The organism is Streptococcus sp. HMSC064D12 (assembly GCF_001837205.1).
Lineage (GTDB): Bacteria > Bacillota > Bacilli > Lactobacillales > Streptococcaceae > Streptococcus > Streptococcus salivarius_D.
This window is the reverse complement of the sequence record NZ_KV831725.1, coordinates 13,134-40,000: the sequence shown is the minus strand read 5'-3', so window position 1 is coordinate 40,000 and position 26,867 is coordinate 13,134. Positions and strand designations below refer to the sequence as shown.

24 protein-coding genes and 2 pseudogenes are annotated in these 26,867 nt (G+C 37.7%); 24 read left to right on the top strand and 2 right to left on the bottom strand.

Annotated elements, in window-relative coordinates; genetic code table 11:
• The first annotated feature begins 164 nt into the window (after window positions 1–164).
• From HMPREF2697_RS02065 to HMPREF2697_RS01960, 22 genes are all read left to right on the top strand, one after another.
• Window positions 165–845 carry a response regulator transcription factor gene (locus tag HMPREF2697_RS02065; protein WP_070578818.1) on the top strand — a complete coding sequence of 227 codons (681 nt, stop codon included), beginning with the start codon at window positions 165–167 and terminating at the stop codon, window positions 843–845.
• On the top strand, window positions 835–1,809 hold the full coding sequence (locus HMPREF2697_RS02060; RefSeq protein ID WP_070849431.1) for a sensor histidine kinase: 975 nt from the start codon (window positions 835–837) through the stop codon (window positions 1,807–1,809). The genes HMPREF2697_RS02065 and HMPREF2697_RS02060 overlap by 11 nt, the downstream gene beginning before the upstream one ends.
• A gap of 144 nt (window positions 1,810–1,953) precedes the next feature.
• The gene (locus tag HMPREF2697_RS02055; RefSeq protein WP_070476644.1) at window positions 1,954–2,712 is read left to right on the top strand and encodes an ABC transporter ATP-binding protein; all 759 of its coding nucleotides are present in this window, start codon (window positions 1,954–1,956) and stop codon (window positions 2,710–2,712) included.
• A gap of 1 nt (window position 2,713) precedes the next feature.
• Complete coding sequence (locus HMPREF2697_RS02050) at window positions 2,714–4,714, top strand: ABC transporter permease (RefSeq protein ID WP_070849428.1); 2,001 nt, start codon at window positions 2,714–2,716, stop codon at window positions 4,712–4,714.
• 84 nt (window positions 4,715–4,798) lie between these two features.
• The gene (locus HMPREF2697_RS02045) at window positions 4,799–5,293 is read left to right on the top strand and encodes a YkgJ family cysteine cluster protein (protein WP_004182309.1); all 495 of its coding nucleotides are present in this window, start codon (window positions 4,799–4,801) and stop codon (window positions 5,291–5,293) included.
• A gap of 12 nt (window positions 5,294–5,305) precedes the next feature.
• A complete protein-coding gene (locus HMPREF2697_RS02040; RefSeq protein ID WP_070849426.1) occupies window positions 5,306–5,971 on the top strand; it encodes a hypothetical protein in 666 nt (221 codons plus the stop codon).
• A 138-nt stretch (window positions 5,972–6,109) separates the two neighbouring features.
• Window positions 6,110–6,787: a hypothetical protein gene (locus tag HMPREF2697_RS02035; RefSeq protein WP_037602158.1), complete on the top strand. Its 678-nt coding sequence runs from the start codon at window positions 6,110–6,112 to the stop codon at window positions 6,785–6,787.
• Between the two features lie 66 nt (window positions 6,788–6,853).
• The gene (locus HMPREF2697_RS02030; protein WP_070849424.1) at window positions 6,854–7,735 is read left to right on the top strand and encodes an ABC transporter ATP-binding protein; all 882 of its coding nucleotides are present in this window, start codon (window positions 6,854–6,856) and stop codon (window positions 7,733–7,735) included.
• Window positions 7,732–8,469, top strand: a complete 738-nt coding sequence (locus tag HMPREF2697_RS02025; protein ID WP_013990400.1) for an ABC transporter permease — start codon at window positions 7,732–7,734, stop codon at window positions 8,467–8,469. The genes HMPREF2697_RS02030 and HMPREF2697_RS02025 overlap by 4 nt, the downstream gene beginning before the upstream one ends.
• 10 nt (window positions 8,470–8,479) lie before the next feature.
• On the top strand, window positions 8,480–8,929 hold the full coding sequence (locus HMPREF2697_RS02020; protein WP_013990401.1) for a cytidine deaminase family protein: 450 nt from the start codon (window positions 8,480–8,482) through the stop codon (window positions 8,927–8,929).
• Between the two features lie 143 nt (window positions 8,930–9,072).
• Window positions 9,073–10,008 (top strand): bile acid:sodium symporter family protein, encoded by a 936-nt coding sequence (locus tag HMPREF2697_RS02015; protein WP_070849422.1) that lies wholly within the window; start codon window positions 9,073–9,075, stop codon window positions 10,006–10,008.
• A gap of 280 nt (window positions 10,009–10,288) precedes the next feature.
• Window positions 10,289–10,498: a hypothetical protein gene (locus HMPREF2697_RS02010; RefSeq protein ID WP_004182317.1), complete on the top strand. Its 210-nt coding sequence runs from the start codon at window positions 10,289–10,291 to the stop codon at window positions 10,496–10,498.
• A gap of 10 nt (window positions 10,499–10,508) precedes the next feature.
• Window positions 10,509–10,688 (top strand): hypothetical protein, encoded by a 180-nt coding sequence (locus HMPREF2697_RS02005; protein ID WP_070849419.1) that lies wholly within the window; start codon window positions 10,509–10,511, stop codon window positions 10,686–10,688.
• Entirely contained in the window at window positions 10,681–11,562 is an 882-nt protein-coding gene (locus HMPREF2697_RS02000) for an ABC transporter ATP-binding protein (RefSeq protein WP_070849417.1), read from the top strand. The genes HMPREF2697_RS02005 and HMPREF2697_RS02000 overlap by 8 nt, the downstream gene beginning before the upstream one ends.
• Window positions 11,559–12,296 carry an ABC transporter permease gene (locus HMPREF2697_RS01995; RefSeq protein WP_045768586.1) on the top strand — a complete coding sequence of 246 codons (738 nt, stop codon included), beginning with the start codon at window positions 11,559–11,561 and terminating at the stop codon, window positions 12,294–12,296. Before HMPREF2697_RS02000 ends, HMPREF2697_RS01995 begins: the two co-directional genes overlap by 4 nt.
• On the top strand, window positions 12,289–13,371 hold the full coding sequence (locus HMPREF2697_RS01990) for a sensor histidine kinase (protein ID WP_070849415.1): 1,083 nt from the start codon (window positions 12,289–12,291) through the stop codon (window positions 13,369–13,371). The genes HMPREF2697_RS01995 and HMPREF2697_RS01990 overlap by 8 nt, the downstream gene beginning before the upstream one ends.
• A complete protein-coding gene (locus HMPREF2697_RS01985) occupies window positions 13,368–13,970 on the top strand; it encodes a response regulator transcription factor (RefSeq protein WP_070849412.1) in 603 nt (200 codons plus the stop codon). The genes HMPREF2697_RS01990 and HMPREF2697_RS01985 overlap by 4 nt, the downstream gene beginning before the upstream one ends.
• A gap of 382 nt (window positions 13,971–14,352) precedes the next feature.
• Entirely contained in the window at window positions 14,353–15,345 is a 993-nt protein-coding gene (locus HMPREF2697_RS01980; protein ID WP_070849410.1) for an ABC transporter ATP-binding protein, read from the top strand.
• Between the two features lies 1 nt (window position 15,346).
• The gene (locus HMPREF2697_RS01975) at window positions 15,347–16,165 is read left to right on the top strand and encodes an ABC transporter permease (RefSeq protein ID WP_045768590.1); all 819 of its coding nucleotides are present in this window, start codon (window positions 15,347–15,349) and stop codon (window positions 16,163–16,165) included.
• 1 nt (window position 16,166) lies between these two features.
• Complete coding sequence (locus HMPREF2697_RS01970) at window positions 16,167–16,952, top strand: ABC transporter permease (protein WP_045768591.1); 786 nt, start codon at window positions 16,167–16,169, stop codon at window positions 16,950–16,952.
• Window positions 16,953–16,990: 38 nt separating this feature from the next.
• Window positions 16,991–17,452: a GNAT family N-acetyltransferase gene (locus HMPREF2697_RS01965; protein ID WP_070849408.1), complete on the top strand. Its 462-nt coding sequence runs from the start codon at window positions 16,991–16,993 to the stop codon at window positions 17,450–17,452.
• Between the two features lie 684 nt (window positions 17,453–18,136).
• Window positions 18,137–24,631 carry a S8 family peptidase gene (locus HMPREF2697_RS01960; RefSeq protein WP_045768593.1) on the top strand — a complete coding sequence of 2,165 codons (6,495 nt, stop codon included), beginning with the start codon at window positions 18,137–18,139 and terminating at the stop codon, window positions 24,629–24,631.
• Window positions 24,632–25,058: 427 nt separating this feature from the next.
• On the opposite strand, the pseudogene HMPREF2697_RS10080 reads toward HMPREF2697_RS01960, so the two are convergent.
• A pseudogene (locus HMPREF2697_RS10080) lies at window positions 25,059–25,255 on the bottom strand (transposase); the annotation flags it as partial.
• 32 nt (window positions 25,256–25,287) lie between these two features.
• On the opposite strand from HMPREF2697_RS10080, the gene HMPREF2697_RS01950 reads away from it, so the two are divergent.
• Window positions 25,288–25,800 carry an NAD(P)H-dependent oxidoreductase gene (locus HMPREF2697_RS01950; protein ID WP_004182329.1) on the top strand — a complete coding sequence of 171 codons (513 nt, stop codon included), beginning with the start codon at window positions 25,288–25,290 and terminating at the stop codon, window positions 25,798–25,800.
• A gap of 177 nt (window positions 25,801–25,977) precedes the next feature.
• Window positions 25,978–26,076, top strand: a pseudogene (locus HMPREF2697_RS10075) (XRE family transcriptional regulator); the annotation flags it as partial.
• Between the two features lie 87 nt (window positions 26,077–26,163).
• Here the strand turns inward: HMPREF2697_RS10075 and HMPREF2697_RS01945 are convergent.
• Window positions 26,164–26,867: transcriptional regulator (locus HMPREF2697_RS01945; protein ID WP_070849405.1), on the bottom strand; the 704-nt coding region annotated here is incomplete at its 5' end.

The window sequence follows — 26,867 nt, the reverse complement described above, 5'->3', positions numbered from 1 at the left end:
TTATAATACTATATTTTCTTTGAAGACTCAAAGGATTTTTCCTATGAAAACGCACTATTTTAAAAGTTGGAAAATTCAATCTAACATTATTGTAAGATTTGCTGATAATGGTCGTTTCTTATAGCATTTCTGTTATAATAGTGGGAAATGAAAGAGGTAGAGTTATGCATAAGATTTTATTAGTGGAGGACGACGAGGTTATCCGTCAACAAGTCAAAAAAATACTAGAACAGTGGGGTTACGAAGTTGTTCTTGTTGAAGATTTCATGGAAGTATTATCTATTTTTGTAAAAGTAGAACCCCACTTGGTTCTTATGGATATTGGTTTACCTCTATTCAACGGTTATCATTGGTGTCAGGAAATTCGTAAGGTCTCCAAGGTGCCTATTATGTTCTTGTCTTCCAGAGATCAGGCCATGGATATTGTTATGGCAATCAACATGGGTGGGGACGACTTTGTGACTAAACCTTTTGACCAAAATGTTCTCCTAGCAAAAATTCAAGGGCTTTTGCGTCGTTCTTATGAGTTTGGTAAGGATCAGAGTCTCTTGGAATATATGGGTGTGATTCTGAACCTTAAGGCCATGGATTTGGTTTATCAGGGAGAGGTCGTTTCTTTGACAAAGAATGAGTTTCAGATTTTACAAGTTCTTTTCGATCATGCTGGTAATATCGTTAGTCGGGAAGACCTCATGAAGGAGCTTTGGAATAGTGACTTCTTTATTGATGACAATACCTTATCTGTAAATGTAGCTCGTTTACGTAAGAAGTTAGAGGCAGTGGGTTTGAAGGATTTTATTGAAACCAAGAAAGGTGTTGGCTACGGGTTGCGTCATGATGGGTAAGTGTCAATTTATCAAATACCATATTAGGTCTCGTCTGACTTTCTATCTTTTGTTAGCCTTTAATGGAATCATATTGGTCTTGTTTGCCTTTTTATTTGAAGAGGAGGCAGATATTCTTTATTACGCCTTGACCATAATGACATTTGTGACTATCATTATGGTTATTTGGGACTTGGTTAGGTCCTATCACTCTTATAACTTAGCCTTTCTCTATGAGGAAATCACACCATCAAGTCCTTTAGAATTTTACCTAACCCAAACTTTGGAAAGTGCTAGGGAGAGCCAGATGTCTCAGACTGAGGAGGAGCGCAAGCGCTATACAGATTTGATGGACTACTATACGCTTTGGGTACATCAAATCAAGACGCCAATAGCAGCCAGTCAATTATTGCTTCAGGATGTTACGGATAGTAAAACGAGGGCTCTCTTGGAGCAAGAGGTATTCAAGATTGATTCTTACACCAATTTGGTTTTGCAGTATTTACGTTTAGAGAATTTCCATGATGATTTGCAGTTGAGGCAGGTTACATTAGAACCCTTGGTTAAAGAAGTTGTTAGAAAACATAGTCTTTTCTTTATTCAAAAAGGATTGACTATTAATCTACATGACTTAGATGTTAAGGTCGTTTCAGATGAAAAATGGCTCTTGGTTATCATAGAGCAGGTCTTGTCAAATAGTTTGAAGTACACAAAAAGTGGTGGTATTGAAATTTACTTCAAAGATAACTGGCTTCATCTTAAAGATTCTGGGATTGGTATTAAAAATAGTGATATTCTACGGGTTTTTGAGCGTGGCTTTTCAGGTTATAATGGCCGACTGACTCAGCAGTCCTCTGGGTTAGGTCTCTATCTTTCTAAGAAAATTGCTGATCAGCTTGGACATGATATTAGTATTAGCTCCCAAGTAGGCCAAGGAACCACAGTCTCCATTCATTTTCAAAAGCAGAAGTTGGCTATTGATTAATAACTTACAAAAGTGTAAGAAATATGACCACAAATGAAAGCAAGGGTTATGGTTGAGACCTTGCTTTTTCTATAAAATGGTATCAGAAGTTAAGTAAGAGGTTCCTAAAATCTCTTCCAAATCTATTAAATAAAGGAGCTTATTATGGCGTTACTAGATGTTCAACATGTTAAAAAAATCTATAAAACACGTTTCAAAGGAAATCAGGTTGAAGCCCTTAAAGATATCCATTTCACGGTTGAAAAGGGTGAGTATGTTGCAATCATGGGTGAATCTGGCTCAGGAAAATCGACCTTGCTCAACATCCTTGCCATGCTTGATAAACCAACAGCAGGGCGTGTCTATCTTAGTGGTATGGACACAGCAACCATCAAAAATAAGGATGCTTCCAGTTTTCGTCGTGAAAAATTAGGGTTTGTTTTCCAAGATTTCAACCTTTTGGATACCCTATCTGTTAAAGATAATATCTTACTACCTTTGGTCCTTTCTCGACGCCCACTTAAGCAAATGATGACACAAGTAGAAGCTATAAGTCGTCAATTGGGAATTCATTCCCTACTAGAGAAGTACCCTTATGAAATTTCAGGTGGACAAAAGCAAAGGGTGGCGGTTGCGCGTGCAATCATCACTAAACCAGAAATCCTCTTAGCAGATGAGCCAACAGGTGCCCTGGATTCCAAATCTTCAGCAGCTCTCTTGGATGTCTTTGATGCTATCAATGACAGTGGTCAGACCATTCTTATGGTAACTCACTCGACAGCGGCTGCCAGTCGTGCACAGCGTGTTCTATTCATTAAGGATGGTATTCTATATAATCAAATCTTCAAAGGTAATAAGTCTGAACATCAAATGTTCCAAGAAATTTCCGATACACTGACAGTAATGGCAAGTGAGGTGAACTAATATGTTTCTTCTGACCAATAGACTGGCTTTGTCCAATCTCATAAAAAATCGTAAGCTTTATTATCCATATGCTTTAGCAACAATTCTGACTATTGCCATTACCTATATTTTTACATCTTTAACGCTTAATCCACATCTGGATGACTTAACTGGGGCAGATTCTATCAAGGCGGTTTTGGGTATGGGACTTGGAATTGTCGCCCTATCTTCTGGAATTATTGTTCTTTATGCCAACAGCTTTGTCATGAAAAATCGTTCAAAGGAGCTTGGTCTCTATAGTGTGCTAGGCTTAGAGAAACGTCATCTCTTTAGTATGATTCTAAAAGAAACGGTGATTTTGGGTTTTGTGACTCTGCTTCTAGGTATTGGTGTGGGGGCACTATTCGATAAACTCATTTATGCTTTTCTTCAAAGGCTTATCGGTGAAAGTACTGGTTTGGTTTCGACCTTTCAAGTAATGACAATTCCTATTGTTCTTGTCATCTTTGCTTGTATTTTTAGTTTGTTGGTTTTGATAAATGGTTTACGATTGCTACGGCTAAATCCTTTACAATTAACTAAAGATGGCCTTAAGGGTGAAAAAAAGGGACGGTTACTAGTTATTCAGACCTTTTTGGGGCTTGGGTCTATGGGGTATGGTTACTACCTTGCTCTCTCTGTTAAGGATCCAGTAATAGCTATTATGAGTTTTTTCTTGGCTGTTTTACTAGTTATTCTAGGAACTTATCTTCTCTTTAATGCCGGGACAACAGTCGTTCTGCAACTCTTGAAAAAGAAGAAAAGCTATTATTACAAGCCTAATAATATGATTTCCATTTCCAACCTTGTCTTTCGGATGAAGAAAAATGCAGTTGGTCTGGCGACTATTGCTATCCTCTCAAGTATGGTTTTGGTGACGCTTGTAGGAGCTGCAAGTATCTATGCTGGGAAAAAAGACTATATAGCGAGTGTTGCTCCACATGATTACTCAGTTACAGGGACGAATGTAGATTTAACAAGCACACAGAAGATTATGGATGATTTCTTAGCACAGTCGGGAAATCAGGTAAATGAAAAAGCAGAAGTAACTTACCTCTACTTTGGTATCAAAGAACAAGAAAAAAATAAGCTAACCATCTTTCCTGAGAATGAAAGAAAAGTTTTACCAAAATCAATTTTTCTTGTCTTCTCACAAGCTACTTATAAACAATTAACAGGTAAAGACCTCAATTTGGCTTCAAACCAAGTCGGCTTGTACAGTAAAAGTAAAACGTTGAAGGATCAAAAGAGTTTGTCTTTCAATGGTCAAACCTACCAGATTCAGGATGACCTTAATGACTTTATTAAGGGTAAAGTACCCAATATCTTTACAATCATAGTTTCTGATTATAACTACCTTGTCGTTCCTGATATGGATGATTTTAAAGAAAGTATCAAAGGAACAGCAACCACTCAAGCTACCTATGTTGGTGTTAATGTCAAAGACCCTTCACATGATGCCAAGAAAAATTCAGATTTGTTAGACAAAATCACGGATAAAGAAACACAACAGTTAGCTGGACAAACTACTGGCCTCCCTAAGTCTTACTTCACTGCAAATAGCCGATATGATGCAGAAGGCATGGTAAATGGCTTTGTTGGTGGAACCTTCTTTATCGGCATCTTCCTATCCATCATCTTCATGCTTGGAACAGTTCTCGTGATTTACTATAAACAGATTTCTGAAGGTTATGAGGATCGTGAGCGTTTTGTTATTCTTCAAAAGATTGGTTTGGATGATCAACAAGTCAAGAAAACCATTCGTAAGCAAGTTCTTACCGTCTTCTTCCTTCCTTTGATTTTTGCCTTTATTCACTTGGCCTTTGCCTATCATATGCTCAGTTTGATTGTCCGTATTATTGGGGTTTTCAACCCAAGTCTTATGTTAGTGGTCACAATCATTGTTTGTGGCGTCTTCTTCCTAGCCTATGTCTTGGTTTTTGCCCTTACTTCACGTTCATATCGTAGAATCGTATCAATGTAACTGACCTAGAGTCTAGCTTCAAACTAGGCTCTATTTTTTTATGCTATAATAGATGACAGAATTATAAATCATCGGAGAAAACACATGTCACAGACCATTGATGTCAAACGTTACGAGGAATTGGCACGTCAAAAGCAGGGGGAGCACCGTAAATTTCTAGCACAACTCAAGAAGAAAGCCCCTAAAAATTTAGATAAGATTGTTCAGCAGGTACACAATGAAGTTTTTCAAGAGATTGATTGTGTCCAGTGTGCCAATTGTTGTAAGACGCTAGGACCAGATTTCACAGAGCAGGACATTACTCGTATCGCCAAGCATTTTCGGATGAAGTTACCTGCCTTTGAGGAGATGTACTTGCAGGTAGATGAGGATGGCGACAAGGTCTTCAAGTCTATGCCTTGTCCATTCTTAGGGCCTGATAATCTCTGTGACATCTATGATGTCCGTCCTAAGGCTTGTGCCGCCTTTCCTCACACGGATCGTAAGAAAATCTATCAGATCAATCATCTGACTATTAAAAATACGCTTTTCTGTCCAGCAGCCTACCTTTTTGTGGAAAAACTCAAGGATAGGATTTAGAAAGGAACTGTTATGAGACGCTTTAATGCAGGTGTTATCACCCTAATTATCATTGCTGCCTATTTTATCGCGACAGCTTTTATTCCAGATCTTTATTTGGCCTTTAATTATAAGTTGATTTTGGCCTTGCTTTTTGTGCTTTTGAGTTGGCAATCTAAGGGGAAATTTCTCTTTTTCTTGGGAATGGCTTTTCTATCGACCTATATCCATGACCTCTTTAGATTGGACTATTCAGAATGGACCCTCTTTGTAGGGATTCTTATCTTGGGAATTGCAGTGGACCGTTTGAGCAAGCCAAGTTATAAAAAGAACTTCTCTTACAAGGTTTCTAAAGAACATGAGCGAGAGATTTTTGCTAAGACCTTATTTTCAGAGTCTGTTCAGGTGGTGACTTCACAAAACCTCGAAACTGTCTATGCCAATGCCGATTTTGGACGTTTGACTTTAGATTTGCGTCAGGCTCAGTTTATGACGGACCGACCTCAGATTGTGGTTCAGGCCAATTTTTCTCATGTTGTCATTCGAGTGCCTAAGGATTGGCAAGTGGATACACATGGGCTTCATACAAGCCTAGCAGGAGTGAAAGGCTACGATAGTCTGGGAGAGCGAGACTTGTCTAGCACTACAGTTTCTCTAACAGGCTCAGTATCCTTTGGACAGGTAACTGTCAAACATTGAAAAATGATGAAAGGGCGAAAGCTCTTTTTTTCTTGCAATTCCTTCTTATATAACATTGAATACGTTTACAAATAGTGCTATACTGATAGTGAAAATAATTGGAAAATTGCAATCATTTCTTTAGAAAGGAGTCTTCTTATGCAACGGTTTAATCTTCGGTCTTTCTTATTGCTTTTACTAGCAGCTTGTTTTATCGCTAGTGCCTTTATTCCAGATTTTTGGATCATGGTCAATTATAATCTGGTTTTCTTCGTGGCCTTCTTTTGTTTTGGTATCCTGAATAGGCGGCCTCTCCTCGTTTTTCTTGGTTTGGCCTTCTTATCACCCTATGTTCATGACTTGTTAAACCTTGATTTTGCACAGTGGAATCTCTTTAGCGGTATCTTTCTCATTGGTTTGGCCTTAGAGCTTTTTTATGGTCGTAGTCAAAAGAAGGGTCTCACTAAAGACTATAAGGTTAATAAGAATGACCAAGAGGGACCTCATATTTCTGTTAAGACCTATATGGCTGAGGATAGGTATCGTATCTATTCTCAAGAAGTCGAAACGATTGATATGAATCTAGCTTTTGGTGAGCTTTGGTTGGATTTGAGTCAGGCCAAATTTGCGTCAGATCGGGTAGCTGTTCATCTTGATGCAAAGTTTGGTGAAGTTCATATCCGACTTCCTCACGGCTGTGTCATGGATACCACTGGAATTTCACATCCTCTGTCATCTGTGAAGGTGGATCGTTTCGAATCTGATTTCGAGCAAGTTGAAACGAGACTTCATCTGAGCGGAAGTCTCTTCTGTACGGAGTTGGAAGTGGAGTATTAAGGGAAGTCCAATGATGTCAGCGATATTGTCAAGCATGGCATCTATATAAAAGAAAGGAAAGCATTGATGGGTGAGACAGTTATTCAGGTTTCTTCTCTTGGGAAACGTATCAAGGGAAAGACCATTTTAGAGGAGATTAGTTTTGAAATAAACAAGGGCGATTGTGTGGCCTTGATTGGACCTAATGGGGCAGGTAAGACTGTCTTGATGTCCTGTATTCTTGGCGATAAAAAACCGAGCAGTGGTCAGGTCCTCATTGATGGTAAGGCAGGTAAGGCCAAAAATAAAATTGCGGTTCTACTTCAGGAAAATACCATTCCAAATAGTTTGAAAGTGGAAGAGCTAATTGCCTTCTTCCAATCTATTTCTGATAATCCCTTGACCAATCAAGAGGTGCAAGAGCTTCTGCAATTCAAGGAAGACCAGTATCAGCAGTTTGCGGACAAACTCTCTGGTGGGCAAAGACGTCTTCTGGCTTTTGTCCTTTGTTTGATAGATAAGCCCCAAATCCTCTTTTTGGATGAGCCGACAGCGGGTATGGATACCTCCACTCGTCAGCGTTTCTGGGAGATTGTCAATAACTTGAAAAAAGCTGGGACAACTATCCTCTATTCCTCTCACTATATCGAAGAAGTGGAACACACGGCTGACCGTATCTTAGTCCTCCATCGAGGGAAACTTATCAGAGATACCACGCCATACGCTATGCGACACGAAGAAAAGGAGAAGCAGGTCACTCTTCCAAGTAGCTTTGTTAGCATTGTTCACGGACTATCAGACATCTATGAAATTACTGAAAAGAGGGATGTCATCAGCTTCATGACCAAAGATATCGAAAAGGTATGGCAAATACTCGAAAAATCGGGCTGTGGAATTTCTGATATTGAAATTCAAAATAAAACACTTTTGGATAGCCTATTTGATTCAACAAGGGAGGACAAGGCATGAAAGCATTACTAAAAATTGAATGGATTAAAACGTGGCGAAGTTGGCCAGTCTTTATCATGGGAATCGGCATGCCTGTTGGCTTTTTCCTACTTTTCTCAAGTATTGTCTCAACACCAAATCCCGAGGCTCAAAAAGATTTTTTGCTGTCTTATATGTTAACCATGACTGGCTTTTCCATGTCTAGCTTTGGTTTATTTACCTTCCCTTATATGTTGCAAGAGGACCAAACGGAGCACTGGTTGACCTATATCGAGCATTCTAAAATCAGTATCTCAGCATATTATCTTTCTAAAATCTTTCGTGTTTTGCTGAATTTTATGGTTGCTATCATTGTGACCTTTTGTGTGGGAGCTTTTGTTCGAGATGTTGAGTTGCCTTTGTCAGGTTGGCTAGGGTCAGGTGCTCTCTTACTCTTGTCAAGTCTGGTTTTTCTAGCTTTTGGTTTGCTTATCGCTCAGATTAAATCTCAACAAATTATGTCTGTCGTAGCAAACATCACCTATCTTGGCCTGGCTATCGTGGGTGGGTCATGGATGCCTATTTCCATGTTTCCAAAGTGGGTTCAGAGCATTTCTGAGTGGACGCCTGTCTATCATGTCAATGAGTTGGTTGTTAATTTTGCAAAGGACGGGAAATTTTCATGGAAATCACTTTTGTTTATTTTGGCTTATACTGTAGTAGCAACAGGGCTTGCGCTCTTTATCAAGTCTCATAGAGAAAGTGATCGAGGTTAAAGGAGAAATAATGGATATTTGGCAGAAAATGTATGAAAAGGCTCAATCCTTGTATCAGCCACAGGAAGTCTCAGACTTTGTCTATGCTAGACACGTTGTGGCTGCTGTTGAGGCTGAAGATGGGCAAATTTTCACAGGCTTTTGTATGGAAGGGACTTGTGGTGTTTTCCATCTATGTGCTGAAAGGGCTGCCCTTTTCAATATGTATCAAGAATCTGGTCAAACTAAGGTTAAGCGAATTATCGCCTTTCGTGACCAACCACCTCATGGTGGACCATCTGGCATGCCTTGTGGGGCTTGTCGCGAATTTCTAATGGAACTGCACCCCGACAATCGTAACTTGGAATTTATGGTTGACTACGAAACGCGTCAAACCATTACTTTGGGTGAATTATTGCCACTATGGTGGGGAGAAGAACGGGCTCAACAGTTTGAAGAAAAGTCGCAAGACAAGGCTTAACGTTTATAGAAATCACAAAATCCTCACATCTTAAGTGTGAGGGTTTATTTTTTTGGAATTAATTTCAGAAAATTCAAAATTTACCTTGAAATTCAAAATGAAAGTGCTATACTATTCTGTGAAAATAGAAAGAAGGTTTCATTATGGAGTCACTTGTATCTTTTAGTAAATGGCTCAGCAAATGGTTTACTGTAGCTGTTATCCTTTGGGCGGCCTTTAACTATGCCCTTCCCGCAACTAGTAGTTGGGTCATTCCAAATACGGCTTATCTGCTTGGTTTGATTCTCTTTGGTATGGGACTTACCTTGACCACTGAAGATTTTAAACGTATTGTTAAGCGTCCAATTCCAGTTGTCCTTGGGACTGTTGCCCACTATGTCATCATGCCTGGTTTGGCTTGGTTGCTTTGTATGATTTTCCATCTTAAGGGTGCGACAGCAGCAGGGGTTATACTTGTTGGCTCTTGTCCAAGTGGGACTTCATCTAGTGTCATGGCCTTCCTTTCAGGTGGGGATGTTGCCTTGGATGTCTCTATTGAAACCCTCTCAACTCTCTTGGCACCACTCATGATTCCAACCCTCTTGTCATTCTTGGCTGGTCAGTACGTGAGTGTCCCTGCCCAAAGCCTCTTCCTTAGTACCTTGCGTATCGTGGTTGTCCCTATTATCTTGGGTGTACTCGTTCACTCAATCTTTGGTAAAAAAATTGATGCCATCATCAAAATTATGCCTTTGATTTCTCAAGCTGCCATCCTATTGATCGTTGGAGCAGTGGTTTCTGCCAACCATGCTAATATTTTTACAGCAGCGACAGCCCTTGTCATTCCAGTCGTTATGCTCCATAACCTTTGTGGTTATGCCCTTGGTTTTGGATTTTCAAAAATCCTTGGTTTGGAAGAACCCCAACAAAAAGCCATTACCTTCGAAGTGGGAATGCAAGACTCAAGTCTTGGAGCAACCCTTGCTATGAAATATTTCGTGCCACAAGCTGCTATCCCATCAACTATCTTTAGTATTTGGCACAATATCTCAGGTTCCATCCTCTCATCATGGTGGAAGAACCATTCAAAAAATAATTAATAAGATAATGAAAAGCTGACCTTGGGTCGGCTTTTTTTCTTGATACAGAATTTTAAGATTTTCTCCAAAAAGATTGTTATGTCATGCTTTGAAGAATTTTTAGCTCATGGTTCATTTGAAATAGTTTATCTATCTCTTGGGTCTGACCTTAGGTCGGCTTTTTTACGTCACATGACAAATGTCATGTCATGTCATGACATCTGGTGCTAAAAAGAGAATGACCAAAAAGATATACTTTAGTCATAACTTAGAAATAATAAAAAACGAAAGAGGTCATCTCATGAAAATCAAAACATCTTACCTTATCTACGCTGTTATCGGAACTGTCTTTGCTGGACTTAGCATGTTTACTGACATCTTTGAAAAAGGGAACTTTGAAGCTATCTTCTCAAATTTGGGTATGATTATTGGCTTGTCTATCTCAGCTTACATTCTTATCACTATGGCTAAAAGTTTTATCGACCTTGTCATTAATGAATTGAAAAACTAGGAGGCCCAGTATGAAATTATTGAAAATACTAAGCATCATACTCCTAGCGGTAATTTGGACCATCCTCTTTGCCTATGTCCTACTTCATGGCAGCAGTGATATTCTCTACAGTGTCATGGGGGTATCTGTTGCAGCTTGTTATGTCTTTTTAGCCTTTTACCAAAAGAAAGGAAATCACACACATGAGTGAAGCAATCCTTCAAGTCACAAATCTTGTCAAAAAAATCAAAGGAAAAACAATTTTAGACCATATTAGCTTTGAGGTGGGACAAGGAGACTGTCTTGCCTTAATCGGGCCCAACGGTGCTGGTAAAACGACCTTAATGTCCTGCATTCTTGGTGATAAGAAAGCCAGTAGCGGTCAAGTCTTTATCAAGGGCAAAAAGGGTAAAGCACAAGATCAAATTGCTGTTCTCCTTCAAGAAAATACCATTCCCTCACAATTAAGAGTTAAGGAACTGATTGCATTTTTCCAAGATATTTCTGAAAATGGCTTATCCAAAGAAGAGATTCAAGCACTCTTACAATTCAAAGACGACCAGTATCAGCAGTTTGCGGACAAACTCTCGGGCGGACAAAAACGTCTTCTTGCCTTTGTTCTCTGTCTTATTGGCAAGCCTGACATTCTGTTTTTAGATGAGCCGACAGCAGGGATGGACACTACGACACGCCAACGCTTTTGGGAAATCATCAATGATTTGAAAAAGTCAGGTGTGACCATTCTCTATTCGTCCCACTATATCGAAGAAGTCGAGCACACAGCTGATCGCATTTTGGTTCTTCATCAGGGAAAACTCATCAGGGATACTACGCCACATGCTATGCGTAGTGAGGAAAAGGAAAAGCAAGTCACCTTACCAAGTCGCTTTGCGCCAAGTCTTGACAAACTGGCAGCAATTTATGATGTGACTGAAAAACGTGATGTAGTAATCTTTATGACTAAAGATATTGAAAGTATTTGGAGTAGTTTGCAAGCTCTAGGCTGTCGCATTTCTGACATTGAAATTCAAAACAAGACACTTTTAGATAGCCTATTTGATAGCACAAGGGAGGACAAGTCATGAAAGCACTACTTAAAATCGAATGGATAAAAACATGGCGCAGTTGGCCAGTCTTCATCATGTCCATCGGAATGCCCGTCGGATTCTTCCTCTTGTATTCAGGTATGGAAATGAGTCCTGACCCTGAATCACAAAAAGCCTTTATCTTGTCTTATATGTTGACCATGACTGGATTTTCTATGTCTAGCTTTGGTTTCTTTACCTTCCCCTACATGCTTAGAGAGGATCAAACCGATCACTGGTTAACTTACATCGAACATTCAAAAATCAGTATTCAATCCTATTACCTCTCTAAAATCTTTCGAGTTCTTATGAACTTTATGGTAGCTATCCTAGTGACTTTCTGTGTGGGAGCTTTTGTGCGTGATGTTGAGATGCCATTCTCACATTGGCTCGGTTCAGGTGCTCTGTTACTCTTGTCGAGTCTAGTCTTTCTATCCTTTGGCTTGCTCCTGGCCCAAATTAAATCTCAACAAATCATGGCTATCGTCGGAAATATCGTCTTTCTTGGGCTCGCTATTATCGGTGGCTCTTGGATGCCAGTAACCATGTTTCCAAAATGGGTTCAGCACATTTCTGAGTGGACACCCATCTATCATATCAATCAATTGGTAGTCAATTTTGCGAAAAAAGGTGAATTTTCATGGAAATCACTCATTTTTATCTTGGTCTATGCTACAATAGCTACAGGCTTAGCCCTTTTTATCAAATCTTACAGAGAAAGTGACCATGTTTAGAACTTACCAGAAAAATGATTTCGCTTATTTTGTTAGTCTTATTTTCCTTGTCTTCCCAGTATTGGGAGTCCTTGGTGGGTATTATCCAGTTTGGACCCTAGTTTTGACAGGACTGTTTACCATCGCTTATCTCCTTATGGTGTATTTGAAAAAGGCCTATAGCAAGTGGATTCCCTTTCTGTGGTTTTACACTCTAGCTTACATTATCTTTATGTCCATAACCTTCCAGGGGGGCATGATGTGGTTTGTTTTTTTCAACGTCAATCTTCTCGTTTGGCGCTTTGAGGATAGTATATCATCTTATCGTTTCTTTTCCTTTCTAGTGACACTCTTGATTTTGACGTCATCATCCTTCCTATTGAGAGACGACTTGAGTACTCACCTCATGTCTATGGCTATTCTCCTCTTTTCGTTGGGAATGTACTATTTTCAAAACCGTATACGTCAGGAGAGAAAGATGGAAGAAGCCAACCGTACCATCAATATCCTATCAGCTGAAAATGAACGTAATCGTATTGGTCGTGACTTGCACGATACCTTGGGACACACCTTTGCCATGATGAGTCTCAAAACCGAGTTGGCTCTAAAACAGATGGACAAGGAGCAGTATGATGCTGCTAGAAAGAATCTGGAAGAATTGAACCAAATTAGCCGTGACTCCATGTACGAGGTGCGTGAGATTGTCAATCAGCTCAAGTACCGAACTGTAGCTGAGGAGTTGCTAGAACTTGAGCGGCTCTTTGACCTATCGGATATCGTCTTGACCGTGGACAGCAGTCTTGACTTAGACAGCCTGTCACCAGTTACTCAGTCTACCTTATCTATGGTACTTCGTGAACTGGCCAATAATGTCATTAAACATAGTCAGGCTGATAGCTGTCAGATTCGTCTAAGTCGTCATCATGGGATTGTTTTAGAGTTTGAAGATGATGGTTGTGGCTTTGAGGAAGTCACTGGACAAGAACTACACAGTATTAGAGAGCGCCTCAGTTTGGTAGATGGAGAGTTGGAAATTCTGTCTCAATCGCATCCAACAACCATTCGTGTGCATTTGAAAGAGGGAGGAAAAGCATGAAATTATTAGTCGCCGAAGACCAGTCAATGTTGAGGGACGCCCTCTGCCAACTTCTCATGCTGGAGGACGATGTCGAGGAGGTCCATGCGACCAGTGATGGCCAAGAAGCCATTGCTCTCTTGGAAAAAGAAGAGGTAGACGTGGCCATTTTAGACATTGAAATGCCAGTTAAAACAGGCCTTGATGTTCTTGAGTGGATCCGTGCCAACCAAAGAGAAACGAAGGTCGTTATAGTGACCACCTTCAAACGAAAAGGCTATTTCAAACGAGCCCTTGCAGCCCACGTGGATGCCTACGTGCTCAAAGAGCGTTCCATCAGTGACCTCATGGCGACCATTCATACCGTCCTAGCAGGTCAAAAGGAGTACTCGCCAGAGCTGGTTGAAGGTGTCGCCTTTGACAATAATCCACTCAGCCAACGCGAACAAGAAGTCTTGGCCATGGTTGCCCAAGGGTCAACCAACCAAGAAATCGCCGAAAGTCTCTTTCTCTCAAACGGAACCGTCCGAAATTACATGACAGCCATCCTGACCAAACTCGATGCAGGCAACCGAACAGAAGCCGTCCGCATTGCCAAAGAAAAAGACTGGTTGGGGTGAGGAGAAGTTTATAAAAGAAATTTTATTAATTAAGGGTCACCATATGGTGGCTTTTTTGTGGCTTATAATCTATCTAAACATTCACAAGCAAGAATGAGAGAAGTTTAAATGAGCCTCTACAGGAATATGTAGAGGCTTTGATGAATTATTGAATTGTGTCATTTTGTTTAGTGAATTAGACAGATTTTTTTGATTTTTTCAAGTATCAAAACTATTTTCTCTTTTGAGAGAATAACACTTGGTTTCCTTTTTTAACTGCTTTATAATAGAGTAATACTAAGGTCTTCTGCTGTGATAAAGAAGGGAGATTTTAGGAGATGAGAAATTGGCTTTTTGTGTTTAGAGGACACGGTTTGTTGATTTTTTACTGTAGGAGATAGATATGGCAATGATAGAAGTGAAACATCTTCAGAAAAATTTTGTGAAGACAGTCAAGGAACCGGGGGTGAAGGGGGCTTTGCGTTCCTTTATTCATCCTGAAAAGCAGACCTTTGAAGCGGTCAAGGATTTGACCTTTGAGGTGCCCAAGGGGCAGATTCTAGGTTTTATCGGGGCAAATGGTGCTGGGAAGTCGACCACCATTAAAATGCTGACAGGAATTTTGAAACCGACATCTGGTTTTTGTCGGATTAATGGCAAGATTCCACAGGATAATCGCCAAGATTATGTCAAGGATATTGGAGTCGTTTTCGGACAACGCACCCAGCTATGGTGGGACTTGGCCCTGCAAGAAACTTACACGGTTTTGAAGGAGATTTACGATGTCCCAGACTCGCTCTTCCACAAGCGCATGGATTTTTTGAATGAAGTCTTGGATTTGAAGGACTTTATCAAGGATCCCGTGCGGACTCTTTCGCTAGGTCAACGGATGCGGGCGGATATTGCGGCTTCCTTGCTTCACAATCCCAAGGTTCTCTTTTTAGATGAGCCGACCATTGGTTTGGATGTGTCGGTCAAGGACAACATTCGTCGGGCCATTACTCAGATTAATCAGGAAGAAGAAACAACTATTCTCTTGACCACTCACGATCTGAGTGACATTGAGCAACTCTGTAATCGGATTTTTATGATTGACAAGGGGCAAGAGATTTTTGATGGAACGGTTAGCCAGCTCAAGGAAACCTTTGGAAAGATGAAGACTCTCTCTTTCGATCTGACGCCAGGTCAAAGTCATCTCGTCTCTCATTATGAGGGCTTGCCTGATATGTCCATTGATAGACAAGTAAATACTCTCAATATTGAATTCGATAGTTTCCGCTACCAGTCGGCCGATATTATCAAGCAAACCTTATCTGATTTTGAAGTTCGTGATTTGAAGATGGTAGATACGGATATTGAAGATATTATCCGTCGCTTCTATCGAAAGGAGCTCTAAGATGGTCAAATTGTGGAGACGTTATAAACCCTTTATCAATGCAGGGATTCAGGAGTTGATTACCTATCGAGTCAACTTTATTCTCTATCGGATTGGTGATGTCATGGGGGCTTTTGTCGCTTTCTATCTCTGGAAGGCTGTCTTTGACTCCTCCCAGGAGCCTTTGATTCAGGGCTTCAGTATGGCAGATATCACTCTCTACATCATCATGAGTTTTGTGACCAATCTTTTGACGAGGTCTGATAGCTCCTTTATGATTGGGGAGGAGGTCAAGGATGGCTCCATTATCATGCGCTTGCTGAGACCAGTGCATTTTGCGGCCTCTTACCTTTTCACCGAGCTTGGTTCCAAGTGGTTGATTTTCATCTCTGTTGGCCTGCCATTTTTAAGTGTCATTATTTTGATGAAAATCCTGTCTGGGCAAGGAATTGTAGAAGTGCTGGGATTAACTGTCCTTTATCTCTTTAGCTTAACTCTGGCTTATCTGATTAACTTTTTCTTTAATATCTGCTTTGGATTTTCAGCATTTGTCTTTAAAAATCTTTGGGGTTCCAATCTACTCAAGACTTCCATAGTGGCCTTTATGTCTGGAAGTTTGATTCCCTTGGCTTTCTTTCCAAAGGTGGTTTCAGCTATTCTCTCCTTCTTGCCTTTTTCATCCTTAATTTACACTCCGGTCATGATTATTGTTGGGAAATACGATGCCAGTCAGATTCTTCAAGCACTTTTGCTTCAGTTTTTCTGGCTTATAGTGATGGTGGGCTTGTCTCAGTTGATTTGGAAACGAGTCCAGTCATTTATCACTATTCAAGGAGGTTAGTATGAAAAAATATCAACGCATGCATCTGATTTTTATCAGACAATACATCAAGCAAATCATGGAATACAAGGTGGATTTTGTGGTAGGTGTGTTGGGAGTCTTTCTGACTCAAGGCCTAAACCTCTTGTTTCTCAATGTCATCTTTCAACACATCCCCTCGCTAGAAGGTTGGACCTTTCAAGAAATTGCCTTTATCTATGGATTTTCCTTAATTCCAAAGGGATTAGATCATCTCTTTTTTGACAATCTCTGGGCCTTAGGTCAACGACTAGTCCGAAAAGGGGAATTTGACAAGTATTTGACTCGTCCTATCAACCCTCTCTTTCATATTCTGGTTGAGACCTTTCAGATTGATGCCTTGGGGGAACTTTTGGTCGGTTGCATTCTATTGGGAACAACAGTATCAAGCATTGCTTGGACGCTTCCCAAATTCCTGATTTTCCTAGTCTGTATTCCATTTGCTACCTTGATTTATACTTCCTTGAAAATAGCGACAGCCAGTATCGCTTTTTGGACTAAACAGTCAGGCGCCATGATTTATATTTTTTATATGTTCAATGATTTTGCCAAGTACCCGATTTCCATTTACAATTCGCTCCTTCGTTGGTTGATCAGTTTTATCGTGCCATTTGCCTTTACGGCTTACTATCCTGCCAGTTATTTCTTGCAGGGTAAGAATGGGCTCTTTGATATCGGTGGTTTGATTCTGATTTCCCTTGTCTTCTTTTTCATTTCCCTCAAACTCTGGGATAGGGGCTTGAATGCCTACGAAAGTGCTGGCTCGTAAGGGGGAAAGTAAGACTAAAATCAAGAAAGGAACTTATGATGTTTACAATTGAAGAAGTCAAGGATGAAGATCAAAAAATGGCAGTTGTTGATGAGGTTTTAAAGGATTTGCCAGAATGGTTTGGAGTACCTGAAAGCACGCAAGCCTACATCGAAGGAGCCAAAGATTTGCAAGTTTGGGCAGCCTATCAGGAGAGTGATTTGACTGGATTTGTAAGCTTGTCCTATTCTAGTGAAGAGTGTGCAGAGATTGATTGTCTCGGCGTAAAAAAAGCTAATCAAGGTAGAGGAATTGGGAGTCAATTGCTTGCTACTTTAGAAAGTGAAGCACGCAAACAAGTAGACTACCTACAGGTAAAAACAGTAGCAGAAGGCTCTAATAAAGATTATGATCGAACAAATGTCTTTTATCGAAGTGTTGGTTTTAAAAAATTAGAGATTTTTCCTCAACTATGGGATCCCCAGAATCCTTGCCGGATTTTGATAAAGAAAATCGTTTAAAACTTCCTGACAAAAAATTGAGAGTGCCATACTATAAAAGTGTTAGCCAATTTAGCTCAGTTGGTAGAGCAAGGCACTCGTAAAGTCTAGGTTATAGGTAGATAAACGACTGAGGATTTGAAAAAATAGATATGTAGAAGATAACCGTTAAGTCTTATTCTTAGCGGTTTTTTATATTGTTTAATAGCGCTGATATTTCATTAATGATGTTTGACTTTGTGATGTTGCTAGTGCTTTAAGTTGATTGCTACTATTTTTGATGGTGTGAATGTTCTGATAATGTACCCCAGCTAACTACGAAAGTTTTTGACTCTATGTTTTTAACGCTTATTAAAAAATAAATTAATGTAGGTTAATTTTTCTTGACTTAAATTTTTTAAATGATATACTATTTTTCTGGAGAGCTAACAATTATATATAAATGTACTACTCTATTTCCTAGATAATACTTATACTCGATGAAAATCAAAGAGCAAACTAGAAAACTATCCGCAGGTTGCTCAAAGCACTGCTTTGAGGTTGTAGATAGAACTGACGAAGTCAGTAACCATACATACGCTAAGACGACGTTGACGCGGTTTGAAGCGATCTTCGAAGAGTATTAGTAAAACTTTTTATAACAAATGCTAGCAAAGTTAAAGTTTACTATCTATTGGAAGTTAAATAAATATGTAAGGAATTAAAATGAAAAAAAGTACAGTATTGTCATTAACCACAGCTGCAGTTATTTTAGCAGCATATGTCCCTAATGAGGTAATCCTAGCAGATACACCTAGTTCTGAAGATTCTTTAAAAATATCTGATAAAGAAACAGTAGTAGGTAAACAAAACGAAAACAAAGAAAAACTTGAAGATATTCATAATGTTATAGAAACTTCAAAGGATACTGAAGAAAAGAAAACAACAATTATTGAGGAAAAAGAAGTTGTTAGTAAAAATCCTGTGATAGACAATAACACTAGCAATGAAGAAGCAAAAATCAAAGAAGAAAATTCCAATCAATCCCAAGGAGATAAAGCGGACTCGTCTGCAAGTAAAGACCCAGAAAGTCCCAAAAAAGAGGATAAACTTGTCTATATTGCTGAATTTAAAGATAAAGAATCTGGAGAAAAAGCAATCAAGGAACTATCAAATCTTAAGAATACAAAAGTTTTATATACTTATGATAGAATTTTTAACGGTAGTGCTATTGAAACAACCAAAGATACTCTGGACATAATTAAACTAATAGAAGGTATTTCATCGGTTGAAAGGTCACAAAAAGTCCAACCTATGATGAATCATGCTAGAAAAGAAATTGGAGTTGAAGAGGCAATCGATTACCTAAAATCTATCAATGCACCATTTGGGAAAAACTTTGATGGTAGAGGTATGGTCATTTCAAATATCGATACGGGAACGGATTATAGGCATAAGGCCATGAGGATTGATGATGATGCTAAAGACTCAATGAGATTTAAAAAAGAAGACTTAAAAGGTACTGATAAAAATTTCTGGTTGAGTGATAAAATCCCTCATGCTTTCAATTATTATAATGGTGGTAAAATTACTGTAGAAAAAGCTGATGATGGAAGCGATTATTTTGATCCACATGGGATGCATATTGCAGGGATTCTTGCGGGAAATGATACTGAAAAAGATATTAAAAACTTTAACGGAATAGATGGAATTGCTCCTAATGCACAGATTTTCTCTTATAAAATGTACTCTGACGCAGGATCTGGCTTCGCAGGAGATGAAACAATGTTTCATGCTATTGAAGATTCGATCAAACACAATGTCGATGTTGTTTCGATATCATCTGGCTTTACAGGAACAGGTCTTGTAGGTGAGAAATATTGGCAAGCTATTAGAGCATTAAGAAAAGCAGGCATTCCAATGGTTGTAGCTACGGGTAACTATGCGACTTCTGCTTCAAGTTCTTCATGGGATTTAGTGGCAAATAATAATCTGAAAATGACCGACACTGGAAATGTAACACGAACTGCAGCACATGAAGATGCGATAGCAGTCGCATCTGCTAAAAATCAAACAGTTGAGTTTGATAAAGTTAACATAGGTGGAGAAAGTTTTAAATATAGAAATATAGGTGCCTTTTTCGATAAGAATAAAATCATAACAAATGAAGAAGGATCAAAAGCTTCTAGTAAATTAAAATTTGTATATATAGGCAAGGGGCAAGACAAAGATTTGATAGGATTGGATCTTAGAGGCAAAATTGCAGTAATGGATAGAATTTATACAAAGGAGTTAAAAAATGCTTTTAAACGTGCAACGGATAAGGGTGCACGTGGCATTATGGTTGTAAATACTGTAAATTACTACAATAGAGATAATTGGACAGAGCTTCCAGCTATGGGATATGAGGAGGATGAAGGAACTACTAGTCAAGTTTTTTCAATTTCAGGAGATGATGGTGTAAAGTTATGGAACATGATTAACCCTGATAAAAAAACTGAGGTTAAAAGGAATAATAAAGAAGATTTTAAAGATAAATTGGAGCAATACTATCCAATTGATATGGCAAGCTATAATTCTAATAAACCGAATGTAGGTGACGAAAAAGAGATTGACTTTAAGTTTGCACCTGACACAGACAAAGAACTGTATAAAGAAGAGATCATCGTTCCAGCAGGGTCCACATCTTGGGGACCAAGAATAGATTTACTTTTAAAACCAGATGTTTCAGCACCCGGTAAAAATATTAAATCCACTCTCAATGTCATTAATGGGAAATCAACTTATGGTTATATGTCAGGGACTAGTATGGCAACTCCAATCGTGGCAGCTTCTACTGTTTTGATTAGACCAAAATTAAAGGAAATGCTTGAAAGACCTGTGTTGAAAAATCTTAAGGGAGATGACAAAATAGATCTTACAAGTCTTACAAAAATAGCCCTACAAAATACTGCACGCCCTATGATGGATGCAACTTCTTGGAAAGAAAAAAGTCAATACTTTGCATCACCTAGACAACAGGGAGCAGGGCTAATTAATGTTGCCAATGCTTTGAGAAATGAAGTCGTAGCTACTTTTAAAAACACGGATTCTAAAGGTTTGGTAAACTCTTATGGTTCTATTTCTCTTAAAGAAATAAAAGGAGATAAAAAATATTTTACAATTAAGCTTCACAATACATCAAACAGACCTTTAACCTTTAAAGTTTCAGCATCTGCTATAACTACAGATGCTCTAACTGACAGACTCAAACTAGATGAAACATACAAAGATGAAAAATCTCCAGATGGTAAGCAAATTGTTCCAGAAATCCACCCAGAAAAAATCAAAGGAGCAAATATTACATTTGAGTATGACACTTTCACTATAGGTCCAAATTCTAGCTTTGATTTAAATGCGGTTATAAATGTTGGGGAGGCTAAAAACAAAAATAAATTTGTAGAATCATTTATTCATTTTGAGTCAGTGGAAGAAATGGAAGCTCTGAACTCCAACGGGAAGAAAATAAACTTCCAACCTTCTTTATCGATGCCTCTAATGGGATTTGCTGGGAATTGGAACCACGAACCAATCCTTGATAAATGGGCCTGGGAAGAAGGTTCAAAATCAAAAACAATGGAAGGTTATGATGATGATGGCAAACCGAAAATTCCAGGAACCTTAAATAAGGGGATTGGTGGAGAAGGTATAGATAAATTTAATCCAGCAGGAGTTATACAAAATAGAAAAGATAAAAATACAACATCCCTAGATCAAAATCCAGAATTGTTTGCTTTCAATAACGAAGGGATCAACGCACCATCATCAAGTGGTTCTAATATTGCTAAAATTTATCCTTTAGATTCAAATGGAAATCCTCAAGATGCTCAACTTGGGAGAGGATTAACACCTTCTCCACTTGTATTAAGAAGTGCAGAAGAAGGATTGATTTCAATAGTAAATACAAATAAAGAGGGAGAAAATCAAAGAGACTTAAAAGTCATTTCGAGAGAACACTTTATTAGAGGAATTTTAAACTCTAAGAGAAATGATGCAAAGGGAATCAAATCTTCTAAGCTAAAAGTTTGGAGCGACTTGAAATGGGATGGACTCATCTATAACCCTAGAGGTAGAGAAGAAAATGCACCAGAAAGCAAGGATACCAAAGATCCTGCTACTAAGATAAGAGGACAATTTGAACCGATTGCAGAAGGTCAATATTTCTATAAATTTAAATATAGATTAACTAAAGATTACCCATGGCAGGTTTCCTATATTCCTGTAAAAATTGATAATACAGCCCCTAAGATTGTTTCGGTTGATTTTTCAAATCCTGAAAAAATTAAGTTGATTACAAAGGATACTTATCACAAGGTAAAAGATCAATACAAGAATGAAACCTTATTTGCGAGAGATCAAAAAGAACATCCTGAAAAATTTGACGAGATTGCAAACGAAGTTTGGTATGCAGGCGCTGCTCTGGTTAATGAAGATGGAGAGGTTGAGAAAAATCTTGAAGTAACTTATGCAGGTGAGGGTCAAGGAAGAAATAGGAAACTAGACAAAGACGGAAATACTATTTATGAAATTAATGGTGCAGGAGATTTAAGAGGAAAAATCATTGAAGTCATTGCATTAGATGGATCTAGCAATTTCACAAAGATTCATAGAATTAAATTTGCTGATCATGCTGATGAAAAGGGGATGATTTCCTATTATCTAGTAGATCCTGATCAAGATTCATCTAAATACCAAAAGCTTGGCGAGATTTCCGAATCTAAATTTAAAAATTTAGAAAATAGAAAAGAGGATAGTCTTAAAAAAGATACAACTGAGGAAGAAAATCATCAAGAAAATGAAGAGTCTATCGAAGAAAAATCAAGCTTGACTATTCATAAAACTATTTCAACAATTAGAGATTTTGAAAGTAAAGACTTAAAGAAACTCATTAAAAAGAAATTTAGAGAAGTTGATGACTTTACAAGTGAAACTGGTAAGAGAACAGAGGAATACGATTATAAATACGATGATAAGGGAAATATCATTGCTTATGACGATGGTAGTGCCTTACAATATGAAACTGAAAAACTTGACGAAATCAAATCAAAAATTTATGGTGTTCTAAGCCCGTCTAAAGATGGACACTTTGAAATTCTTGGAAAGATAAGTAATGTTTCTAAAAATGCCAAGGTATATTACGGCAATAACTATAGATCTGTAGAAATCAAAACGACTAAGTATGATTCCCACTCAAAAACGATGACATTTGATTTATACGCTAATATTAATGATATTGTGGATGGATTAGCTTTTGCAGGAGATATGAGATTCTTTGTTAAAGATGATGATCAGATAAAAGCTGAAACTAAAATTAGAATGCCTGAAAAAAATAAGGAAACTAAAACAGAATATCCCTATACATCAAGTTATGGGAATGTAATAGAATTAGGAGAAGGTGATCTTTCAAAGAACAAACCAAACAATTTAACGGAAATGGAATCTGGTAAAATCTATTCTGATTCAGAAAAACAACAATATCTGTTAAAGGATAACATCATTCTAAGAAAAGGCTATGCACTAAAAGTGACTACCTATAATCCTGGAAAAACGGATATGTTAGAAGGAAATGGAGTTTATAGCCAGGAAGATATAGCAAAAATACAAAAGGCCAATCCTAATCTAAGAGTCCTATCAGAAAAAATAATTTATGCTGATAGTAGAAATGTTGAAGATGGAAGAAGTACTCAATCAGTATTAATGTCGGCTTTGGATGGCTTTAACATTGTAAAATATCAAGTGTTTACCTTTAAAATGAATGATAAAGGGGAGGCAATCGATAAAGATGGAAATCTTGTAACAGATTCTTCTAAACTGGTATTATTTGGTAAAGATGATAAAGAGTATCATGGGGAGGATGAGTCCAACGTAGAAGCTATAAAAGAAGATGGTTCTATGTTATTTATTGATGCAAAACCAGTAAATCTTTCAATGGACAAGAACTACTTTAATCCATCTAAATCTAATAAAATTTATGTACGAAATCCAGAATTTTATTTAAGAGGTAAGATTTCTGATAAGGGTGGTTTTAACTGGGAGTTGAGAGTTAATGAATCGGTTGTAGATAATTATTTAATCTACGGAGATTTACACATTGATAACACTAGAGATTTTAATATTAAGCTTAATGTTAAAGACGGTGACATCATGGACTGGGGAATGAAAGACTATAAAGCAAACGGATTCCCAGATAAGGTAACAGATATGGATGGAAATGTTTATCTTCAAACTGGCTATAGCGATTTGAATGCGAAAGCGGTTGGAGTACACTATCAATTTTTATATGATAATGTTAAACCAGAAGTAAACATTGATCCTAAGGGAAATACTAGTATTGAATATGCTGACGGAAAATCTGTAGTCTTTAATATCAATGATAAAAGAAATAATGGATTCGATGGTGAGATTCAAGACAAACATATTTATGTAAATGGAAAAGAATATAAATCATTTGATGATATTAAACAACTAACAGATAAGACACTAAACATTAAGATTGTTGTAAAAGATTTTGCAAGAAATACAACCGTAAAAGAATTCATTTTAAACAAAGATACGGGAGAGGTAAGCGAACTAAAACCTCATACGGTAACTGTGACCATTCAAAATGGAAAAGAAATGAGTTCAACGATAGTGTCGGAAGAAGATTTCATTTTACCTGTCTATAAGGGTGAATTAGAAAAAGGATATCAATTTGATGGCTGGGAAATTTCTGGTGTCGAAGGGAAAAAAGATGCTGGCTATGTTATTAATGTATCAAAAGATACTCTTATAAAACCTGTATTCAAGAAAATAGAGGAGAAAAAGGAGGAGGAAAATAAACCTACTTTTGATGTATCGAAAAAGAAAGATAACGTGCAAGAAAATCATAGTCACTTAGATGAAAATTACAAAAAGGAGGATTTACAAAGAGAAAATCATTCACACAAATCTGATTCAACTAAGGATGTCACAGCTAAAGTTCCTGATGAAAATGATAAAAACTTTGAAAATAAGAAGGAAGTTTATCTTAATGAACCAGACAACATAGATAATAAACATACCAATATTGATAGTAAATCAACTACTAACAATGATAGGTTGCCAAAAACCGGAACAGTTAGCGAAGTCTTCATGTCATTAGTTGCCGGAATAATGTTTACCTTAGGTGCGTTTCTTGGATTAAAGAAAAAAGATCAAGATTAAGACAAAGCTATAGAAAAATGGTTTGTGTACTGAGATAGTGTGATGATGAAACAGTTTTGTGAAAATAGCCATTTATAACTCAATTATTTAGTTTACTTTACTATTGATACTCTTTTTGGATTTATTAATGTACTTAGTTTCGACAACTAATGAATTGATTGAAAGGGTTAGTATTGATAATATTGGTCATATTAATTAGAAAATAGAGTCTATCAAAATTTAAAGGCTAATAGAGGTGATGAGATAATTTCAAGGAATTAAGTAGCGTTTGGTTGCTTAATTCCTTTTTATTATGTGACTATTAGTCCGTTTCGCTCCGAAGGTGCGAAACAAATAAACCACCCGCTATGATTGATATGCCCCCTGTCAAGTAGACAGGTTAAATATGGCTCTTTGTCAACTGTAGTGGGTGACGAAAAGCTAACATCTAGAGAGAACCTGATAGGTTTTCTCTTTTTGTATGTTCAGAGTGATGAAAACACGCTTCCTAAAGTTAATAAAGTTTCTAAAACCGAAGCCCAGACGTTTGATGTCTTTGATAAGCTTATTGGTCCCCTCCAATTTTGCATTTGAGTAATGTGTTTCTAGTGCGTTTTTGATGTATGGTTTGTGTCTAAGGAAGGTCAAGCATAATTAAGATAAGAAAGAGAAACGATATGAAAACCACAATTTTTACATTTCACCCTCAATTAAAAACGGGCTCACGCATTAATAAAGAACTGGCAACAGCTGCTGCTGGAGCTGGTTATGACGTGCGAGATATGTACCAACTGTATCCCAATTTTGACATTGATGTCAAAACGGAGCAAAAGATTCTAGAGGTAAGTGATCGCATTGTACTCCAGTTCCCAATTTATTGGTACCAAACGCCAGCCCTCATGAAACAGTGGTTTGACGTTGTTTTTGAATACGGTTGGGCCTATGGTTCGACTGGTACTGCCTTACAAGGCAAGGAAGTCATGTTGGTAGCTAGTTTTGGAGCTGGGCAAGATGACTACACGAGAAACGGCCGCTTCCATGTAACAATTGAAGAGATTTTAAAGCCTATCACTATGATTCAGTATTTGACAGGTCTAACATTTCTGGAACCTCTTATCATAACTGGTACTTTAAACATGGATCAAGAGTTATTATCAAATAAAGTAAATAAATACCTACAAATAATATAAATAAGACATATCAACCCTCTATAAATGGAATATACTTTATTATTTTTCTGTTTCAAACAATAAAGCATCAATCAATATACTTGAATACTAGTGGATATTATTGAGTATATTTCATATTGTCCAATTAGGACAATACATAAAATTTTTCCTCTATACTTTTCCTTAGGAGAAAGATTGATGTACCGACGTTTAAGGGATTTGAGAGAAGACAATGATTTCACTCAAAAATTCGTTGCCGAAAAACTTTCGTTTACTCAACGATATTCAGGAAAGATAAGAAGCATCTGAGTTTAACTTCAGATGCTTCTTTGGTAGTTATTACATTTGGAATGAATCATGTTTAAAATGTTGATGATATATTTTCTATTTTATGTTTAAATCTTTTTCCATTTCCATTTTAAGATTTTTGATGAAGACTTGATCACCAAAAGCTTCAGCTAGTACGGTAGCTGTATTATAAAGCTCAGTCGCTTTATCTCTATTGTTCTCATAGAAAAGATAATATTTCGCTTCAAAAATGAGTACGGCGGGTTTGTAAGCATGTTGTAGCGTCTTATCAATAATAGTATGCATTTTATCGACAATAGTTTTCATATTTCTATAATCATGATGCATCACATAGATTCCACCTATAGTTGACAATGCCCCTAGTAGTTCAACATTAACTAGCTCTTCCCCTTGTAATTCTTGATTAATTAATTTACATCGAAAACTTTCAACAATTTCTTCATCATAGTCACCAACTTGACATTGAAAGGTATAGTATTTTATTAGCAGAAGGTCATTCAAGGTGTACTCTTTTTTTTTTAATACCTGGTTCAAATAGTCTTCATATACAATCTCAACAAGATCTTCTTTCTTCTCTTCAGATATAAAATTCAGGGTTCTTTCAATGATATCAATGGTTAATAGTTCTTCTTCTGGTAGAATATCAATATAGTTGTCGTAGAGTTCCTCAATATCTTTTAGCTTTTTCTTGATACGTTCGAGGTCGCCATAGACAGGAGACTTCATGAGTTTATATTTAGCCTGATAATAGTCTTCAGGAATGTCTAGTTTTGTTTCAC

What these genes read in the sequence shown, in the direction of transcription:
- HMPREF2697_RS02040 (WP_070849426.1), top strand. Translation starts at nt 5,306, where the DNA reads ATGAGACGCTTTAATGCAGGTGTTATCACCCTAATTATCATTGCTGCC.
- HMPREF2697_RS01975 (WP_045768590.1), top strand. Translation starts at nt 15,347, where the DNA reads ATGGTCAAATTGTGGAGACGTTATAAACCCTTTATCAATGCAGGGATT.
- HMPREF2697_RS01990 (WP_070849415.1), top strand. Translation starts at nt 12,289, where the DNA reads ATGTTTAGAACTTACCAGAAAAATGATTTCGCTTATTTTGTTAGTCTT.
- HMPREF2697_RS01965 (WP_070849408.1), top strand. Translation starts at nt 16,991, where the DNA reads ATGTTTACAATTGAAGAAGTCAAGGATGAAGATCAAAAAATGGCAGTT.
- HMPREF2697_RS01970 (WP_045768591.1), top strand. Translation starts at nt 16,167, where the DNA reads ATGAAAAAATATCAACGCATGCATCTGATTTTTATCAGACAATACATC.
- HMPREF2697_RS02025 (WP_013990400.1), top strand. Translation starts at nt 7,732, where the DNA reads ATGAAAGCATTACTAAAAATTGAATGGATTAAAACGTGGCGAAGTTGG.
- HMPREF2697_RS02035 (WP_037602158.1), top strand. Translation starts at nt 6,110, where the DNA reads ATGCAACGGTTTAATCTTCGGTCTTTCTTATTGCTTTTACTAGCAGCT.
- HMPREF2697_RS02050 (WP_070849428.1), top strand. Translation starts at nt 2,714, where the DNA reads ATGTTTCTTCTGACCAATAGACTGGCTTTGTCCAATCTCATAAAAAAT.
- HMPREF2697_RS01980 (WP_070849410.1), top strand. Translation starts at nt 14,353, where the DNA reads ATGGCAATGATAGAAGTGAAACATCTTCAGAAAAATTTTGTGAAGACA.
- HMPREF2697_RS01985 (WP_070849412.1), top strand. Translation starts at nt 13,368, where the DNA reads ATGAAATTATTAGTCGCCGAAGACCAGTCAATGTTGAGGGACGCCCTC.
- HMPREF2697_RS02060 (WP_070849431.1), top strand. Translation starts at nt 835, where the DNA reads ATGATGGGTAAGTGTCAATTTATCAAATACCATATTAGGTCTCGTCTG.
- HMPREF2697_RS02065 (WP_070578818.1), top strand. Translation starts at nt 165, where the DNA reads ATGCATAAGATTTTATTAGTGGAGGACGACGAGGTTATCCGTCAACAA.
- HMPREF2697_RS02045 (WP_004182309.1), top strand. Translation starts at nt 4,799, where the DNA reads ATGTCACAGACCATTGATGTCAAACGTTACGAGGAATTGGCACGTCAA.
- HMPREF2697_RS01960 (WP_045768593.1), top strand. Translation starts at nt 18,137, where the DNA reads ATGAAAAAAAGTACAGTATTGTCATTAACCACAGCTGCAGTTATTTTA.
- HMPREF2697_RS02030 (WP_070849424.1), top strand. Translation starts at nt 6,854, where the DNA reads ATGGGTGAGACAGTTATTCAGGTTTCTTCTCTTGGGAAACGTATCAAG.
- HMPREF2697_RS02055 (WP_070476644.1), top strand. Translation starts at nt 1,954, where the DNA reads ATGGCGTTACTAGATGTTCAACATGTTAAAAAAATCTATAAAACACGT.
- HMPREF2697_RS01950 (WP_004182329.1), top strand. Translation starts at nt 25,288, where the DNA reads ATGAAAACCACAATTTTTACATTTCACCCTCAATTAAAAACGGGCTCA.
- HMPREF2697_RS02010 (WP_004182317.1), top strand. Translation starts at nt 10,289, where the DNA reads ATGAAAATCAAAACATCTTACCTTATCTACGCTGTTATCGGAACTGTC.
- HMPREF2697_RS02005 (WP_070849419.1), top strand. Translation starts at nt 10,509, where the DNA reads ATGAAATTATTGAAAATACTAAGCATCATACTCCTAGCGGTAATTTGG.
- HMPREF2697_RS02015 (WP_070849422.1), top strand. Translation starts at nt 9,073, where the DNA reads ATGGAGTCACTTGTATCTTTTAGTAAATGGCTCAGCAAATGGTTTACT.
- HMPREF2697_RS02020 (WP_013990401.1), top strand. Translation starts at nt 8,480, where the DNA reads ATGGATATTTGGCAGAAAATGTATGAAAAGGCTCAATCCTTGTATCAG.
- HMPREF2697_RS02000 (WP_070849417.1), top strand. Translation starts at nt 10,681, where the DNA reads ATGAGTGAAGCAATCCTTCAAGTCACAAATCTTGTCAAAAAAATCAAA.
- HMPREF2697_RS01995 (WP_045768586.1), top strand. Translation starts at nt 11,559, where the DNA reads ATGAAAGCACTACTTAAAATCGAATGGATAAAAACATGGCGCAGTTGG.